At 60.0% G+C, this 17368-nt stretch carries 12 protein-coding genes; 1 reads left to right on the plus strand and 11 read right to left on the minus strand.

Translation table 11 applies throughout. The features are described from left to right. Positions 1-8: 8 nt before the first annotated feature. The 6 genes from ABD806_RS07900 to ABD806_RS07925 form a co-directional block, all read right to left on the minus strand. Positions 9-1670: an electron transfer flavoprotein-ubiquinone oxidoreductase gene (locus ABD806_RS07900; protein ID WP_344956627.1), complete on the minus strand. Its 1662-nt coding sequence runs from the start codon at positions 1668-1670 to the stop codon at positions 9-11. 70 nt (positions 1671-1740) lie between these two features. Further along, entirely contained in the window at positions 1741-3045 is a 1305-nt protein-coding gene (locus tag ABD806_RS07905; protein WP_344956629.1) for a YjiH family protein, read from the minus strand. Between the two features lie 206 nt (positions 3046-3251). Then, complete coding sequence (locus ABD806_RS07910) at positions 3252-4196, minus strand: electron transfer flavoprotein subunit alpha/FixB family protein (protein WP_344956631.1); 945 nt, start codon at positions 4194-4196, stop codon at positions 3252-3254. Continuing rightward, positions 4196-4945 carry an electron transfer flavoprotein subunit beta/FixA family protein gene (locus tag ABD806_RS07915; protein WP_344956633.1) on the minus strand — a complete coding sequence of 250 codons (750 nt, stop codon included), beginning with the start codon at positions 4943-4945 and terminating at the stop codon, positions 4196-4198. Before ABD806_RS07915 ends, ABD806_RS07910 begins: the two co-directional genes overlap by 1 nt. Before the next feature lie 47 nt (positions 4946-4992). Continuing rightward, positions 4993-6132 carry an acyl-CoA dehydrogenase family protein gene (locus ABD806_RS07920; protein ID WP_344956635.1) on the minus strand — a complete coding sequence of 380 codons (1140 nt, stop codon included), beginning with the start codon at positions 6130-6132 and terminating at the stop codon, positions 4993-4995. Positions 6133-6287: 155 nt separating this feature from the next. Further along, positions 6288-7445: a CaiB/BaiF CoA transferase family protein gene (locus ABD806_RS07925; RefSeq protein WP_344956637.1), complete on the minus strand. Its 1158-nt coding sequence runs from the start codon at positions 7443-7445 to the stop codon at positions 6288-6290. A 106-nt stretch (positions 7446-7551) separates the two neighbouring features. Between ABD806_RS07925 and ABD806_RS07930 the strand changes: the two genes are divergently transcribed. After that, on the plus strand, positions 7552-8466 hold the full coding sequence (locus ABD806_RS07930; RefSeq protein ID WP_344956639.1) for a LysR family transcriptional regulator: 915 nt from the start codon (positions 7552-7554) through the stop codon (positions 8464-8466). A gap of 629 nt (positions 8467-9095) precedes the next feature. On the opposite strand, the gene fusA is transcribed toward ABD806_RS07930, so the two are convergent. The 5 genes from fusA to ABD806_RS07955 all read right to left on the minus strand — a co-directional run bounded on the left by fusA (position 9096) and on the right by ABD806_RS07955 (position 17216). Further along, positions 9096-11189 carry an elongation factor G gene (gene fusA / locus ABD806_RS07935; protein ID WP_344956641.1) on the minus strand — a complete coding sequence of 698 codons (2094 nt, stop codon included), beginning with the start codon at positions 11187-11189 and terminating at the stop codon, positions 9096-9098. Positions 11190-11894: 705 nt separating this feature from the next. After that, a complete protein-coding gene (locus ABD806_RS07940) occupies positions 11895-12830 on the minus strand; it encodes an ABC transporter permease (RefSeq protein ID WP_344956645.1) in 936 nt (311 codons plus the stop codon). A gap of 3 nt (positions 12831-12833) precedes the next feature. Further along, a complete protein-coding gene (locus ABD806_RS07945; RefSeq protein WP_344956647.1) occupies positions 12834-13808 on the minus strand; it encodes an ABC transporter permease in 975 nt (324 codons plus the stop codon). Between the two features lie 91 nt (positions 13809-13899). Then, a complete protein-coding gene (locus ABD806_RS07950; protein ID WP_344956649.1) occupies positions 13900-15456 on the minus strand; it encodes an ABC transporter substrate-binding protein in 1557 nt (518 codons plus the stop codon). Between the two features lie 20 nt (positions 15457-15476). After that, positions 15477-17216, minus strand: a complete 1740-nt coding sequence (locus ABD806_RS07955) for an ABC transporter ATP-binding protein (RefSeq protein ID WP_344956651.1) — start codon at positions 17214-17216, stop codon at positions 15477-15479. Positions 17217-17368 lie beyond the last annotated feature (152 nt).

The following is a 17368-nucleotide window of genomic DNA, read 5'->3' on the forward strand; positions in this document are numbered from 1 at the left end:
TCCCCAGCTTACATATTCGGATAGTTGGGACCGCCACCGCCTTCCGGCACCACCCAGCGGATGTTCTGGGACGGATCCTTGATATCGCAGGTCTTGCAGTGCACGCAGTTCTGGGCATTGATCTGAAAGCGCCGGCCTTCTGCCTCATCGATCACTTCGTAAACCCCCGCCGGGCAGTAGCGCTGGGCAGGTTCGGCCCATTTCGGCAGGTTGGTCGACAGCGGGATCTGCGCGTCCTTCAGCCGCAGGTGACTGGGCTGATCCTCTTCGTGGTTGGTGTTCGACAGGAACACCGAGGACAGCTTGTCGAAGCTGAGCTTGCCGTCGGGCTTGGGATACGGAAACCGCTGGCACTCGGCCGCCGGCTTCAACTCGGCATGGTCCTGGCGGCGGTCGTGCAGCGTCACCGGGATCTTGCCACCAAACAGGTTATGGTCGATGACGTTGAAGGCGCTGCCCAGGACGGTGCCGAACCTGTGCAGCGCCGGGCCGAAGTTGCGGCTGCGGAACAGTTCGTCGTAAAGCCAGGAATGCCTGAATTTCTCGCTGAAGACCGACAGCTCCTGGCCGCCCTCATCGCCGCCCGCAAGCGCTTCGAACACCGCCTCGGCGGCCAGCATGCCGGACTTCATCGCGGTGTGGGTGCCCTTGATCTTGGCGAAGTTCAGGGTGCCCGCATCGCAGCCGAGCAGCAGCGCGCCGGGCAGGGTCATCTTCGGCAGCGAGTTGAAGCCGCCCTTGGCGATGGCCCGCGCACCGTAGGAGACGCGTTTGCCGCCTTCGAGGGTCCGCGCAAACAACGGGTGATGCTTCATACGCTGGAACTCGTCGAACGGACTCAGCCAGGGGTTGCGGTAGTTGAGGTCGATGATCAGCCCCACCACCACCTGATGGTCCTCGGCATGGTAGAGGAAGAAGCCGCCGTTGGTATCGCCTTCAAGCGGCCAGCCGGCGCCGTGCACCACCAGGCCCGGCTGGTGCCTGGCCGGGTCTATGTCCCACAGCTCCTTGATGCCGAGACCGTAATGCTGAGGGTCGACGTCCTTGTCCAGCGCGAATTTTTCGATCAGTTGCTTGCCCAAGTGGCCGCGGCAGCCCTCGCTGAACAGGGTGTACCTGGCGTGCAGTTCCATACCCGGCATATAGTTCAGGCCCTGCTCACCGCTGGCGGTCACCCCCATATCGCCGGTGGCGACGCCCTTGACGCTTCCCTTGAGAGGCCCGTCTTCATGGTAGAGCACTTCGGCGGCGGCGAAGCCCGGGAAGATCTCCACGCCCAGCGCTTCGGCCCGCTCGGCCAGCCAGCGGCAGAGGTTGCCCAGGCTGGCCACATAGTTGCCGTCGTTGTGCATGGTCTTGGGCACCAGCGCTTTGGGGATGCGGCGGGCGCTGTCGGCGTCTTTCAGCAGGTAGATCCGGTCTTCGGTCACCGCCGTGTTTAACGGCGCCCCCAGATCGCGCCAGTCGGGGAACAGTTCGTTCAACGCCCGCGGCTCGATCACGGCGCCGGAGAGGATATGGGCGCCGACTTCGGAACCTTTTTCGACCACGCAGACCGCCAGTTCCCGTTCGGCGTCCCGGGCCTGCTGCATCAGCCGGCAGGCGGCCGACAGCCCGGCGGGGCCGGCCCCCACTATGACCACATCAAATGCCATGGATTCTCTATTCATCACAATACCCGTATTACGGTAAAACCGGGGGCCGTCATCACCGCCCCCTTAACGTTAAGGCCGATTAGCCTCAGAAGATCAGGTGGGCCGCCAACGCCACCAGCGGAATGGCCAGCACCGTTCTGATCAGGAAGATCACCATCAGATCCTTCACCGACAGCGGAATATCGGACTCCAGCATGGCGTTCGCGCTTTCGGTAAAGAAGATGATCTGGATGGTGGACAGGGTGCAGACAAAGAACACGCTCATGGGCGCGACATCGGCCCCGGCGATGATGATGGCCGGCAAGGCAATCTCGGCAAGGGAGAGCAGCACCGTCGGGGCTATCTTGTCGGCATCGGGCAAGGCGAACAGGTTGAGCAAGGGCTCGAACAGCACCCCCAGGTAGTCGAATACCGGCGTATAGGTACCGACGATCAGCGCTATGGTGGCAATCGACAGGATATAGGCGACAATCTTCTGGGCAAAGGTCGCCGCCTCCCAGAAATATTTATAGAAGACATCGGGACCCGTCATCGACGCCCGCTCGGCGGCGGCGGTGCAGGCCCGCATCAATATATTGCCGCCCGGTACGCCCGTCCCCTCTGCTGCATCCTGCGCCGGCTGGCCGTCGAAATAGATATCCTGCTTGCGGCTCAGCGGCGGCATGCGGGTGACCACCGCGGCCAGCACGAAGTTGATGACAAAGGACGAGATGATCATGTGCGGCAGGTAATCCATGATGCCGCCGATCGAGGCCAGCAGGGCAAAGAAGCCCAGGCTGCAGATGCTGAAATTGGTGGCAATGCTGGCCGCTTCGCGCTGGGTATAGTGGCCGCTTTTGTAAAGCTTGTTGGTGATAAAGATGCCGACCGCCGGCGCGGCGACAAAGGAGGCGACGGCATCCACGGCCGAGCGCCCCGGCAGCCGGTAAAGCGGGCGCATCAGCGGTTCCATCAGGGTACCTACAAACTCGAGGAAGCCGAATTCGGTAAGGAACAGCACCAAAAAGCCGGCGACGGTGACCGTCAGGAACACGCTGCCGCCGAGATAAAGCGCCAGGCCGCCGACATCCTTGTGCAAAAACCAGTCGGGGCCGATCTTGAACACCAGCAGGGCGGCAAATACCGCCCCCAGCACGAACAGCAGGCCGACCATAGCGTTGTCTTTGCGGTGATAGCGTTGCAATGCGGCATTGCCGGTCACCTTGGAGGCAATCCAGGTAATGCACAACAGCACCGTGAGCCCCAGGGTAATGTACTCAAGATTCGCGCCCAGAAACGCCTTGATGGCACCGATGATGGTCACCAGCGGCACCGTCGATTTACCGGAACCAACCGAAAATGGCACAAAGAAAATCAGTAAACCGACCAGGCTGCCGAAAAGAGCCTTCACGGCACCACTGCTCCTTCCCTGTATTGTTTCAGCGTTATTCATCCTTACAATCTCCAGTATTTGATGATGTCTGAGGCCCCCGGCCAAGATGGCGGGGGTACTCCCTTAACCGGCATCCGGAGAGAACCCTTCCCCCCGGCTGCACAACCTCAATCAACTCACGCCCCCGCGATTCCCCTCCCTGCTCCTGGTTGTCCCGGCCTTTATCACGCCAGCCGGGCGGTCAGTTGTGGCAGCACCTCAAACAAATCCGCCACCAGGCCGTAATCGGCCACCTGGAAAATCGGTGCCTCTTCATCCTTGTTGATCGCGACTATCACCTTAGACCCCTTGATACCCGCCAGGTGCTGGATGGCGCCGGAAATGCCGACGGCGATGTAGAGATCCGGCGCCACTATCTTGCCGGTCTGGCCGACCTGCATATCGTTCGGTACGAAACCGGCGTCGACGGCGGCACGGGAGGCACCGATGGCGGCGCCCAAGCGGTCGGCCAGTTGCGCGATCAGGGCGAAGTTCTCTCCGTTACCCATGCCGCGCCCCCCGGAGATGACGATGCGTGCCGCGGTCAGCTCAGGACGGTCGGACTTGGCCAGCTGTTCATCGATAAAACGGGAGAGCCCGGTGTCATAGGCCACATCCAGGGTGTCAATCGCCGCCGAACCGCCGGTGGTGGCCACGGCCTCGAAGGCGGTGGTGCGCACCGTGATGACCTTGACCCCGTCCAGGGATTTGACGGTGGCTATGGCATTGCCCGCATAGATCGGCCGCTTGAAGGTATCGGTGCCGTCGACACCGACGACATCGGACAGCTGGCCCACGTCCAGCAGCGCGGCGACGCGCGGCAGCAGGTTCTTGCCGGCGGTGGTGGCCGGCGCCAGTATATGGCCGTAGTCCCTGCCCCCTTCCTGCACCAGATGGGCCACCAGCGGCGCCAGGTTCTCGGCCAGCTGATGACCGTAGGCCGCGTTATCCGCCAGCAATACCCGGGAGACGCCGGCGACCCTGGCGGCGGCTTCGGCGACGGTTTGACAGCCGGCACCGGCCACCAGTATGTCTATGTCGCCCCCAATTTGGGCGGCAGCCGAGACAGTGTTCAGGGTGGCCGGTTTCAGGCTGCCGTTATCATGCTCCGCAACAATCAGGATGCTCATCAGATCACCTTCGCTTCGTTTTTCAGTTTGTCGACCAGCTCCTCAACCGAAGCCACCTTGATGCCCCCCCGGCGATCGGCCGGCGGTTCCACTTTCAGCACCTGGCTATAAGCGCGCAGCTCGACGCCCAGCGCTGCCGGAGCCCTGACCTCCAGCGGTTTTTTCTTCGCCTTCATGATGTTCGGCAACGTCGCATAACGCGGCTCGTTGAGGCGTAGATCCGTGGTGACGATCGCCGGCAGCCGCAGGCCGAGGGTCTGCAAACCGCCGTCGACTTCTCGGGTGACCAGGAGCTCATCGCCCTCCACCTTGACTGCCGAGGCGAAGGTGCCCTGGCCCATGCCGGTGAGCGCGGCCAGCATCTGGCCGGTCTGGTTGTTATCGGCATCGATGGCCTGCTTGCCCAGGATCACCAGGCCCGGCCGTTCCGCGGCCACCACCTTGGCCAGCAGCTTGGCCACCGACAGGGGTTCGGGGTCGGCCTCTGTCTCGATATGGATACCGCGGTCGGCACCCAGCGCCAGCACCGCACGGATTTGCTCCTGCACGGCGGCCGGGCCGATGGACACCACCACCACCTCGGTGGCCGTACCGGCCTCCTTCAGCCGGACCGCTTCCTCGACGGCAATCTCGCAGAAGGGATTGAGCGCCATCTTGACGTTGCTCAGATCCACGCCGCTGTGATCCGCCTTGACGCGTACCTTGACGTTGTAATCAATCACTCTTTTAACGGTAACCAGAACCTTCATTTCAAAAACCTCCGTCCATTAACGGGAGGCGGGCAACCCGCCTGTCCTCAGTCCTGCAGTACGGTGCGGGCGATAATGTTGCGCTGCACCTCGGAAGAGCCTTCATAGATGCGCATGATGCGCACATCGCGGACATAGCGCTCGAGCGGCATTTCGCGGGTATAGCCGTAACCGCCGTGGATCTGCAGTGCCTTGTCGGTAATGCGCCCGGCCGCTTCCGAGGCGTAGAGCTTGGCCATCGCCGACTCCTGTGAAAAACGCTCCCCCTGCTCACGCCTGGTGGCCGCCTTCAGGCCGAACATGCGCGCCGCTTCCAGCTCGGTCGCCATATCGGCAATCATCCACTGCAGGCCCTGGAACTCGGCGATGGGGTGGTCGTTGACCTCACGGGTCTTGGCCCAGAACAGGGCGGCCTGGTAGGCGGCACGGGCGATACCGGTACAGCTGGCGGCGATTTCGACCCGGCCGTTATCCAGCACATGCATCGCGGTACGGAATCCCCTGCCCTCTTCGCCCCCCAGCAGGTTCCCGGCCGGCACCTCGCAATCCAGCGCCACTTCAAAGACGTGGCCGCCCTTCAGGCCCATGGTGCGTTCGGGAGGGCTGACCTCGATCCCGGCCGAGTGCCGGTCGACGATAAAGGCACTGATACCGCGATGACCGGCACTCTTGTCGGTTTTGGCGTACACCACCAGGAAGTCCGCCTCGGCGGCATTGGAAATGAAATGTTTGACGCCGCGGATGCGGTAACCGTTTGCGGTTTTTTCCGCCACCGTGCGCATAGCGGCGGGGTTCGACCCTGCGCTGGGTTCGGTCAGTGCAAAACCGCCGAGCTTGCGCCCGGCCGCGGCATCGGGCAGCCAGGCCTGCTTCTGCGCCTCGGTGCCGCCCAGCAGGATGGAATCGGTGGCCAGAAAGTGCGCCGTGACCATGGAGGCGGTGGAGCCACAGGCCGCCGCCAGGTGTTCGACCGCCAGATACAGGGCAACGGCGGACACCCCGGTGCCGCCATAGGCTTCCGGCAGGTTCATCCCCATGATGCCGATTTCGGACAGCGCCGGTCGGTGGCAGGTTGCCGACAGGCTGCGCTCGTCGACCTCCGCCGCCGCCGGTGCTATCACCTCCTGGCAAAAGCGTTGCAGCGCGTCGGACAACATCAGGTCATCGTCGGTGACCGTAATATTCATTGTTACTCCCTCCTTGCTGTGCCGATCCCGGCGGATCTCCCCTGTCCAGCAGGGCGTCGGGGGATTTTCGGGCGCAACGGGCCCTCACCGGAAAAATCGGCTGATATACGATTGGTGTTGTTGATTTTCGGCCCGGTAACCCGGGACCGGTTGCGTCAGGTGTGGATGGCCTGGCCGAACAGCTCGCCGTTGTGCTCGCCCAGGGTCGGTGCCGTCCGGGGGGCCAGGGTCTGCCAGCCACTGGCCCGGATCGGTTGAATCATGATGGGAATGTCCCCGAGACGGAGATGCTGCTGGGTCGGCAACAACTGGCGTTCGCCGTGCCGCGCGCGCGCCAGTGCCTCCCCCATCTCCAGCACGGGTGACGCCGGTATCCCCGCACCGGCCAGGGCGGCGATGGCCGACTCGACACTGTGCCCGGCAAGCCAGGTTTCTATCAGGACCCGTAGTTCCGGCTCATGGCGGGTACGCTCTTCATCGGAGCAGAAACGGGGATCCTCGGCGATGGCCGGCTGCGCCATGGCGCCGCAGAGGGCGCCGAACTGGCGGTTGTTGAGCACAGCGATAATCACCCGCCCATCCCGGGCGTTGAAGGCGCCAAAGGGGGTGGACAGCGGGTGACGATTGCCGACCCGCCCCGGCGCCTGGCCGCCAAACATCCACTGGGCGACCGGGGTCGGCATCAGCGAGAACAGGCAGTCCAGCATGGCAATATCCAGGTGCACACCGGTGCCGCCGCGCTGACGGTCGAACAGGGCGGCCAGGATCGCCCAGGAGGCGTACAGACCCGCCACCAGATCGGCAATGGACTCGCCGACCTTGGTCGGCTCGCCGTCCGCCTCGCCGGTAATCGCCATCATGCCGGACATCGCCTGCACCACCAGATCATAGGCCGGCAGCTGGCTGTGCTCGCCACTCTGCCCGAAGCCGGAGATGCTGGCATAGATGATGTCCGGGTTAACCGCCCTGACCGACTCGTAACCCAATCCCAGGCGTTCGGCCACACCGGGTTTGAAATTCTCGACGAAGACATCGGCGTCGCGCGCCAGCTCCAGCACCCGGGCCAGGTGCCCGCTATTTTTAAGATCCGCCACCACCCCTTTCTTATTGCGGTTCATCAGGGTGAACAGGGCGCTTTCCCCCGCTTTGAAGGGACCGACATGGCGATATTCATCCCCCGCCGGCGGCTCTACCTTGATGACGTCGGCGCCCAGATCCGATAACAGGGCGGTACAGAAGGGACCGGATAATACCCGGGTCAGGTCGACTATCTTGATCCCCGCGAGGGGCTGGCGCTTGCTATTCGGTTCCATGGTCGGAGCACTCTCTCATTCGTTCTTTGGTTGAATTCGAGTTTGTCAGCCTGTAAGTATTGTGTAAAATAGTAGTTACAAATATTAAATATATAATTTTCTGATAGTGATTACGCTTCACCAACTCAAGGTTTTCGTGGCGGTCGCCGAGTGCGGCGGTACCGCCGCCGCCGCCCGCAACCTGCATCTGTCACAGCCGGCGGTATCGCTTATCGTGCGCAACCTGGAAGCCGAACTGGGTGCCGAGCTGTTTATCCGCAACCCGCCCAGAGGGTTGTCAATCACCCCGTTCGGCCTGGGTAAACTCGAAGAGGCGCGGGCCCTGCTGTCCAGGGCGGAAATGTTCGTCGAACCCCAGGATGCGGGCGGCCAGCTGCGCGGCCAGATCACCATCGGCTACTTCACCACCCTGGGACCCTCCTATGTTCCCAGGCTGCTCCGGCGCCTGAGAAGCAGGCTGCCCAGGGTCGAGATCCAGCTGCGCGAAGGCGACCTCAGCTCGGTCAGCCGCATGCTCGACACCGGTCAGGTCGAACTGGCCCTGACCTACGATCTGGGCATGACCGAACGGCCCCAGGTTGAGCTGCTCAAGGAATACCAATTCTACGCTGCCCTACCGCCGGAACACCCGCTGGCACGGCAGGACAGCGTCACGCTCGAAGAACTGGCGCAAGAAGACCTGATCCAGATAGATCTGCCCCTGAGCCGGGAGTTTCTGATGTCCCCCTTCTGGCAATACCAGCTGGAGCCGAATATCGCCTATAAGACCACGTCGCTGGAAATGGTGCGCGGCATGGTGGCCCACGGTCTGGGGGTGTCGGTGCTGATCACCAGGCCCGCCTCGGATCTGACCTATGACGGCGCAACCCTGGTCTGCCGACCTATCTCGAATGAGCTGCCGTCGCAGAGGCTGGTGATGGCCCACTCCCATCACTTCTCCCCTACCCCGGTGGCGGAAAGCGTGATGGATGAAATCAAAGCGATGTTTGCCGAAGAGGAAGGCGTCTCCGGGTCGGCATAAGCAACGACCCGTTACCGACAGAGGCACATGAGGTTCGGCGGCAGCCGAGGGTTTCCGGGTTTGACAATAATAAAAAATGCCCTGGCATCCTGGATGGCCAGGATCCCAGGGCACTACTTCCGGTGTCGCAGCTTGAAGGTTCCCACCCCCTTGACCACCATATCCCCCCCCTATCGAGCGAATGATCGCTTCACAGAAAACGGTATTGCCGGCCCGATGCAATACCTCGGCCCGGCATTACAGATGAAATGGGACTGCGGTCATGCGGGTTTCTGGTCTTGGTCGGCGATTTCTGTCGCCATCAGCTCCTGCAATGGCCGATCCACCTGCTGTTGATTATCGCCGGCCTCTGTGTCGCCTTGCCGGGAGGAAACGCGATACCGTTCACCAACCTGTAGCTGGCGATAATTGGCGCCATCACCGGCATACCCGCCGTCCTGATGGCCTGGTTTTTCAATCGCTGTCCCGCGCTTAAGCAGACATAAAAATAGAGGGCAGCCAACGGCTGCCCTCTGCCATCCTGAGCAGCCCTCCACACTCAGGGGGGATTGCCGTGGTGATGTTCACCCATAAAAAAACCGCTGCCTGGGCAGCGGTTTTATCAAAAAACCAGCGTCTTGAAACCAGAATTACCGCTTGGCTTCAGCTTCTTTGCGCTCTTTAACCTGAGCAACAACTTTTTCAGATACGTTGGCCGGACAAGCTGTGTAGTGTGAGAACTCCATGGAGAACTGACCACGACCAGAGGTCATGGTACGCAGCGAACCGATGTAACCGAACATTTCTGACAGGGGTACGTCAGCCTTGACGCGGACACCGGTAACGCCGGCGTTCTGATCCTTGATCATGCCGCGACGACGGTTCAGGTCACCGATGACGTCACCCACGTTGTCTTCCGGGCTGAACACGTCAACTTTCATCACAGGCTCAAGCAATTGCGGCTTGGCTTTGGCGATAGACTGACGGAAGGCGCCTTTGGCTGCGATTTCGAACGCGATGGCTGAGGAGTCAACGGCATGGTAAGCACCGTCTGTCAGTTCGAATTCAACGTCCAGCACCGGGAAGCCGGCGATGGTACCGGTATTCATCATGCTGGCGAAACCTTTCTCGACCGCTGGCCAGAATTCCTTGGGTACGTTACCACCCACAACCGATGATTTGAACACGAAACCGGTGTTGGCTTCACCAGGACGGATGATATAGTCGATCTTGCCGTACTGGCCGGAACCACCAGACTGCTTCTTGTGGGTGTAGCTGTCTTCCACTTCGGCGGTGATAGTTTCACGGTAGGCAACCTGCGGCTCACCCACGATCAGTTCAACACCGTAGGTACGCTTGAGGATGTCTACCTTGATGTCCAGGTGCAGTTCACCCATGCCCTTAAGGATGGTTTCACCTGAATCAACATCGGTTTCCACGCGGAATGAGGGATCTTCAGCAATCATCTTGCCGATGGCGATACCCATTTTCTCAGAACCGCCTTTATCTTTTGGCGCTACTGCGATAGAGATAACCGGCTCGGGGAACACCATGGCTTCCAGGGTACAGGGGTGCTTGACATCACACAGGGTGTGACCAGTCTGCACGTTCTTCATACCAACGATGGCGATAATGTCACCCGCTTGCGCCGATTCCAGCTCATTACGCTGGTCAGCCTGCATTTCGCACATGCGACCGATACGCTCGGTCTTGCCGGTAGCGCTGTTGAGGATGGTATCACCCTTCTTGATGCGGCCGGAGTAAATACGTACGAAGGTCAGGGCACCAAAACGGTCATCCATGATCTTGAACGCCAGCGCTTTCAGGGGAGCGTCGGCATCAACGATGGCGTATTCGCCGGTTTCGTTACCTTCTTCGTCGGTCAGGGGCTGAGGATCGACTTCTACCGGATCAGGCAGGTAGTCAACTACGGCGTCCAGTACCAGCTGCATGCCCTTGTTCTTGAATGCAGAACCACAGTAGGTCGGGAACAGGGCCATGGTACGGGTACCCTTGCGGATACAACGCTTGATGTCTTCGATGGAGGGTTCTTCACCTTCCATGTAGGCTTCCATCAGGTCGTCGTCCTGCTCGACGGCGCTTTCGACCAGTTTTTCACGGTATTCTTCAACCATGTCGACCATGTCGGCCGGTACGTCTTCGATGGTGTATTTTTCGGCCTCACCGCTTTCGTCCCAGATGTAGGCCTTGCGGGTCAGCAGGTCAACCACACCCTTGAACTCGTCCTCACGGCCGATGGGCAGCACCATCACCACCGGGTTGGCAGCCAGCACGTCTCTTGTTTGCTGAACAACGCGCAGGAAGTCGGCACCGATACGGTCCAGCTTGTTTACGAAGATGATACGGGCAACTTCAGATTCGTTGGCATAACGCCAGTTGGTTTCAGACTGAGGTTCAACACCGCCAGAACCACAGAATACACCGATACCGCCATCGAGCACTTTCAGCGAACGATATACTTCAACGGTGAAGTCAACGTGGCCAGGGGTGTCGATAACGTTAAAGCGGTGGTCTTTCCAGAAACAGCTGACGGCTGCAGACTGGATGGTAATACCGCGCTCGGCTTCCTGTTCCATGAAGTCGGTGGTGGACTCACCATCATGTACTTCACCGATCTTATGGATCTTACCGGTCAGCTTGAGGATACGTTCGGTGGTCGTGGTTTTACCCGCATCAACGTGAGCGAAGATACCGATGTTTCTGTATTTGGATAATTCGGTCATGATTCAACTTTAATGATAGGTTTAAGAAGTAGACGGAGCATGCGAAAGTACTGACACACCGCACATCAGGTTACTTGGGCGCATATTATACATTAGAGCCGGCCGGGCGCAATGCAGGGTTGGCGCATGAACGAGGGCAATTTGAACAGTCCGGCAGACGAGGCTCATTCCGGTTAGGAGTCGGCGTTGTAACCCTTTGGTTGGCCGTGCTGAGGCAATATAAAACAGACTGCCGCCGGCAACCTTATAGTCGGCCCCCGCGAACAAACCGGCAACTAAATAACTGATACAAATACCGCTACATATCAAAACAGAAATCAGGATTCGATAAGCAGACCCTCCGCGCCGGGGATGGTGCGGCAGAGCCCCCAAGGATGGGTTTGCGGCATGTCTGCGTTCGAGCCTGATTTCTATAGCACAATTAGGAACAGTTATTTAGCAGTAGGTCGGTAACAGCTTGAGTCAGATGATTTCACGGCGTTCTCCTGCAAAAGGCACGGACCATGACGCCATCAATTTCAGAGCCTGAATGTTACCCCAGAACCGGCACAGTCCATACCGGCCAGCGGATGTCGCCGAATTAATTGGCGCACACCTGGGTGCCCTCTCGTTCCGTTCGGCGTTCCTACGCGGAGCGCAGGAACGAGCACAAATTGGCCGTAGGCCATGGCAATCATTATCGCGCCGAGGTCGACGCCCCCACAGCTACCCCTTGTAAATCTTGGGGTTGAACACATCCCTCAGCCAGTCGCCGAGCAGGTTAATCACCAGCACCAGCACCACCAGGTAGATGCCCGGGAAGGCGGTGATCCACCAGGAGCCGGAGAAGATATAGCTGAAGCCCATGCTGATCAGCGACCCCAGCGACGGCTTATCCACCGGCATGCCCAGCCCCAGGAAAGACAGGGCCGCCTCGCTCATGATGGCATTGGCCACCTGTACCGTGGAGATCACCAGGATCGGTGACAGGCAGTTGGGCAGGATATGGCGGAACATGATGCGCACCGCCCGAAAGCCCATCACCTGCGCGGCCTCCACATATTCCTTTTTCTTCTCCGCCAATACCGTTGCCCTTATGGTACGGGCGTACTGGGGCCATTCCGCCAGGCCGATGATCACCACCAGCATCAGTACCGCATACCGGGAGTAAAAGTCCGAGCCGAAGGTGGCCTGGAACAGGGCCGAGACGATGATGGCCACCATCATGGTGGAGAACGACAGCTGCACGTCGGCGACGCGCATCAGCAGGTTGTCGACCCGGCCGCCGAAGTAGCCGGCACAGAGGCCCACTATGATGCCGATAACCAGCTGCAGCGCCACAGCACCCAGGCCGATGATCAGCGAGATCCGCGAGCCATAGAGGATGGTACTGAAGATATCCCGGCCCTGCACATCGGTACCCAGCCAAAAGCGCTCATCCCCCTGGTCCAGCCAAGATGGCGGCAACTCTGAATCGAGGATGTCGATGGTCGCCAGATCATAGGGGTTGTGGGGGGCGATCAGCGGCGACAGAAACGCCGCCGCCGCCAGCGCCACGAACACCGCGAAGCTGACCATGGCGACCTTGTCGCGCAGAAAATGGTAGATAAAATCCGACTGTTTAAAACGGGCCCAACGGCTTGGGCTGGCTACTGTAGTCATGCGTTACCCCTTGGCGGCCAGGTTGACGGTCGGATTCACCAGGCCATAGATCAGATCCACTACGGTGTTGGTCACCACGAAGATAAAACCGACGAAGATCACATAGGTGGTGATCAGCGGCGTATCGACCCGGGTGATGGCCTCCAGGAACAGCAGTCCGATGCCCGGCCATTGAAATACGGTTTCGGTGAGTATGGTGTAGGCCACCATGGTGCCGATTTGCACCCCGCCGACGGTGATCAGCGGCAACAGGGTGTTCTTCAGGGCGTGGATAAACCAGATCCGGTATTTATCCAGCCCCTTGGCCCAGGCAAACCTGACATACTCGGCGCTGAGCTGCTCCAGCATCTCGGAACGCACCAGGCGGATAAACAGCGGCAGCATGATCGAAGACAGGGCGATGCTCGGCAGGATCAGGTTGCGGATCCCCTGCCAGTTGAACAGCCCCGAGTCCCACCCCAGGGGGCTGGTGACCACGCCCCTGCCGTAGGCCGGCAGCCAGCCGAGTTCAATGGAGAACACATACATCAGCAGGATGGCGGTCAGGAACACGGGCACCGAAATGCCGATGATGCTGACGCCCATGATGACTTTGGACAACAGGGATCTGGGCTTGATCGCCGAATAAACGCCCAACGGTATGCTCAGCACGATGATGATGATGCTGGCACAGAACACCAGCTCCAGGGTCGCCGGCAGTTTCTCGAAAATGACTTCCAGGGTCGGCTTCTTGAAGAAATAGGAAGTACCGAAATCCCCCTGCAGCACATTACCGATAAAACGGCCGTATTTGACCATAAAGGGATCGTTCAGCCCCAACTCGGTGCGCATCTGCTGCCGGACCTCTTCCGACACCGACTGGCCCACCAGCTCGCGCAGGGGGTCACCCAGGTGATCCTGGATCGAGAAGGCGACCAGGCTGATCACAAACATCACAATCAGGGCCTGGAATAGCCGCTTTAGTAAAAACGTCAACATGATTTATTCCAACTTCGGGGAACCGGGAATGGGGTTTGGGGAATAGGGATCGGGGCCCTCCAGCCCCTGCTCCCGAATCCCCGCAGCAACGTTATTCCTTCACCACCAGGTCGCCCAGGTAGGGGAAGTCCATGGCATTGACGATGGGCTCGGCCTGTACCTTGTCGCGAGCCCCCCAGGCCAGGTTCTGCCAGTGCAGCGGCACGAAGGCGGCATCGTCGTACAGTATTTTCTCGGCCTGCTGCAACATGGCTTCCCGCTTGGCGGTATCGGTTTCCAGGTTGGCCGACTCAATCAGGCCATCCACTTCGCTGTTGGAATAGTGTCCGCAGTTATACTGGCCGCGGCCGGTTTCGGCATTGCGGGTCATGGTCAGGAATTCAGAGAAATTGGCGCTGTCCTCGGTATCCGAGTGCCAGCCGATCATCAGCATATCGGCGGCGCATTTGTCGAACTCGGGCCAGTACTGGGCCACCGGCATGGTTTTCAGATCCACATCGACATTGATGCGCGCCAGCATGGCCTTGACCGCCTCGGCGATGCGGAAGTCATTCACATAGCGGTTGTTGGGGGCGATCATACTGATCTTGAAGCCGTCCTGATAACCGGCCTCGGCCATCAGCGCCTTGGCCTTGTCCAGGTCGAACCGGGGCTTAAGCTCGGGGTTATGACCCAGATAGCCGGCGGGGGGCTGCTGGCCGGCGGTGGTGGCAAACCCCCGCATGATCCGCTGCACTATGCCGTCCTGGTTGATGGCGTAATTGACTGCCTGACGCACCCGCACGTCCCTGAACGGCTCGAAGCTGTCCTGGTTCATCTGGAAGGTGATGATGCGGGTGCCCGGCAGGGTCACCAGCTTGACGCCATCGGCCGACTTGACCCTGTCATGATCGTTGGGCGACACCGGCTTGATGAAATCCACGTCGCCGGCCAGCAAGGCCGCGACCCGGGTGGCGTCTTCCTTGATCGGCACCAGGGTCATCTTGTCCACGTTACCCGGCGATTGCTTGTCCCAGTAATCCGGATTGCGCTCGTACTCGACCTTAACGCCTTGTTGCCGGAAGATCAGCTTGAACGGCCCGGTGCCCGAGGTGTGGGTGGAGGCGAAGGAGCCGCCATGCTTGACCACGTCGGCCTTGTCCTTGCCATCCTCGGTGGTGCCGCTGTAAAACTTGGAGTCCATCGGGAAAATATAGGTGACCGTGTTCAGCACCAGCGGATAGGGCCCCTTGGTCACCACCTCTATGGTGTGCTCGTCCACCTTTACCACCTCGGCAATCGGCTCGAAAATGGCTTTGAAATCGGGAGAGCCTTTCAGGCGATTGACGGTCCACAGCACGTCATCGGCGGTGAACTCATTGCCGGAATGGAACTTGACGCCCTGGCGCAGGTGAAAGCGCACCCTGGTGTCGTCGACACGCTCCCACTTTTCCGCCAGCCGCGCCTCAAACTCAAATTCCTTGGTCCAGCGCACCAGGGGATCGAACAGCAGGTGCGACATCTCCAGGGTGGCGCCCGACAGCTGCTCATGGGGATCCATGGACACCGGATCCGCATCATAGGCGATGGTAATATCGGCAGCCTGAACATTGAGCGCGAAACCGGCGGCAACCAGGGCGGCGGTTATCTTATTGAATCCTTTTTTCATTTAACACTCCATCAACATGGTTAGCTTTGGCCAACGGCCACACCCGAAATATCCAGGCCTGCGCGCGACATCCCCTTGAACTCTGGCATCAGGGAGATCAGCGACCGGCTGTAGGGATGGCCGGGGGCGGTAAACAACTGCTCGGTTGGTGCGACTTCCACCAGGGTGCCTTTTTTCATCACCCCGACCCGATCGCACATCTGCCGGATCACCGGTAAATCATGGCTGATAAACAACATGGTCAGCTTGAGCTCATCCTGCAAGTCCTTGAGCAAGTTCAATATTTGTGCCTGCACAGAAACATCCAGGGCGGAGGTCGGCTCATCACAGATCAATAGCCTGGGGCGGGTGGCCAGCGCCCGGGCAATGGAAATGCGCTGGCGCTGGCCACCGGAAAACTCGTGGGGATACTTGACCCCGGCATGGCTGCCCAGGCCCACATGGTCGAGTAGATCCGCCACTATCTGGCGAATTTGCGCCTCGTTTCCGGCCAGCCGGTGGAAACGGATCGGCTCGGCGATGATATCGGCCACCCGCATCCTGGGATTGAGGGAAGAATAGGGATTCTGGAATACCATCTGCATCTGCCGGCGCAGGGGACGACGCTGCTGGTCGCTCTCGATGGCGGTCAGCTCTATGCCTTCGAACCAGATTTTGCCGCTGTCGGGCGGATACAGGCCGGTGATGGCACGGGCGATGGTCGACTTGCCGGAGCCGGACTCCCCTACCAGGCCGAAGGTCTCGCCCTCGTTGATCTCAAAGCTGACATCATTGGTGGCCTGCAGGTATTCCCGGCGGGAGGCGAAGAAAGAATCCTTGGTGACGAACCTGAGGTTGCAGTGCTCGACGCGCAGCAGGGCGCCCTGATAGCTGCGCTGATCCTGGCTTTGCCCCAGCCAATGATGTTTCAGGTCGAGCGGGCTCATCTCCTTGGCATCCTCGATGTACGACACCAGGGGAAAACGCCGCAACTTGACATCGGAACGGGGCACTGCGGAGATCAGGCTGCGGGTATAGGCATGCGCGGGAGACCCCAGCACCTGTTCGGTGGCGCCGATTTCCACCAGGTGACCACGGTACATCACCGCCACCCGATCGGTAACATTCGATACTACCCCCATATCATGGGTGACCAGCATGCAGCCCACGTTGCGTTCCTTGCACAGGCTGCGGATCAGGGTGAGGATTTGATCCTGGATCGACACATCCAGCGCGGTCGTGGGCTCATCGGCGATAATCAGCTCGGGATCGCAGGATAGGGCAATGGCGATCACCACCCGTTGGCGCATGCCGCCGGAAAACTGGTGCGGGTATTGTTTGATGCGCAGCTCCGGCTCGCGAATGCCCACCGCGTCGAGCAGGGAAATCGCCTTGCTCCTGGCCTGCTCCCGGGTCAGCCCGGTATTGGCCAGCAGGGTTTCGACCAGCTGATATTCCACCGTAAACAGCGGGTTCAGCGAGGTCATGGGATCCTGAAAGATAAAACCGATGCGGCTGCCACGGATCTCCCTGATGGCGGCCGGACCCAAGCCGGAAATCGGCTCGCCATCGAGATAGACGTCGCCGCTGGCGATGCGTCCGGGGGGGCTGAGCAGGTCGATCACCGCATTGCCGATGGTGGATTTGCCGGCGCCGGACTCCCCCACCACCCCCAGGATCTCGCCTTTCTCTATGGCGAAAGACAGATCATCGACCGCGGCCATCACGCCGCGGCGGGAGGGGTACTCTATCCGTAGATTTTTAACTTCTAGCAGGGCCATGGTTATCCTTATTCGGGGCTACCCCCGATACCGCATCCTTATTCCAACGACAAATCAATTACTTACCGTCGGATCACAGGCCAGGGCCAGCATCGGCAATGCTATTCCCGACCACTGGCCCATCAAATATAGACCTGATTTGTCATTTTTCT

The sequence above is a fragment of the Zobellella aerophila genome (assembly GCF_039539325.1).
GTDB lineage: Bacteria > Pseudomonadota > Gammaproteobacteria > Enterobacterales > Aeromonadaceae > Oceanimonas > Oceanimonas aerophila.

Bases quoted from the DNA above. Each gene is read 5' to 3' on its own strand.
- ABD806_RS07945 (WP_344956647.1), bottom strand. From the start codon at position 13,808: ATGTTGACGTTTTTACTAAAGCGGCTATTCCAGGCCCTGATTGTGATG.
- ABD806_RS07950 (WP_344956649.1), bottom strand. From the start codon at position 15,456: ATGAAAAAAGGATTCAATAAGATAACCGCCGCCCTGGTTGCCGCCGGT.
- ABD806_RS07955 (WP_344956651.1), bottom strand. From the start codon at position 17,216: ATGGCCCTGCTAGAAGTTAAAAATCTACGGATAGAGTACCCCTCCCGC.
- ABD806_RS07910 (WP_344956631.1), bottom strand. From the start codon at position 4,196: ATGAGCATCCTGATTGTTGCGGAGCATGATAACGGCAGCCTGAAACCG.
- fusA (WP_344956641.1), bottom strand. From the start codon at position 11,189: ATGACCGAATTATCCAAATACAGAAACATCGGTATCTTCGCTCACGTT.
- ABD806_RS07915 (WP_344956633.1), bottom strand. From the start codon at position 4,945: ATGAAGGTTCTGGTTACCGTTAAAAGAGTGATTGATTACAACGTCAAG.
- ABD806_RS07900 (WP_344956627.1), bottom strand. From the start codon at position 1,670: ATGAATAGAGAATCCATGGCATTTGATGTGGTCATAGTGGGGGCCGGC.
- ABD806_RS07925 (WP_344956637.1), bottom strand. From the start codon at position 7,445: ATGGAACCGAATAGCAAGCGCCAGCCCCTCGCGGGGATCAAGATAGTC.
- ABD806_RS07920 (WP_344956635.1), bottom strand. From the start codon at position 6,132: ATGAATATTACGGTCACCGACGATGACCTGATGTTGTCCGACGCGCTG.
- ABD806_RS07940 (WP_344956645.1), bottom strand. From the start codon at position 12,830: ATGACTACAGTAGCCAGCCCAAGCCGTTGGGCCCGTTTTAAACAGTCG.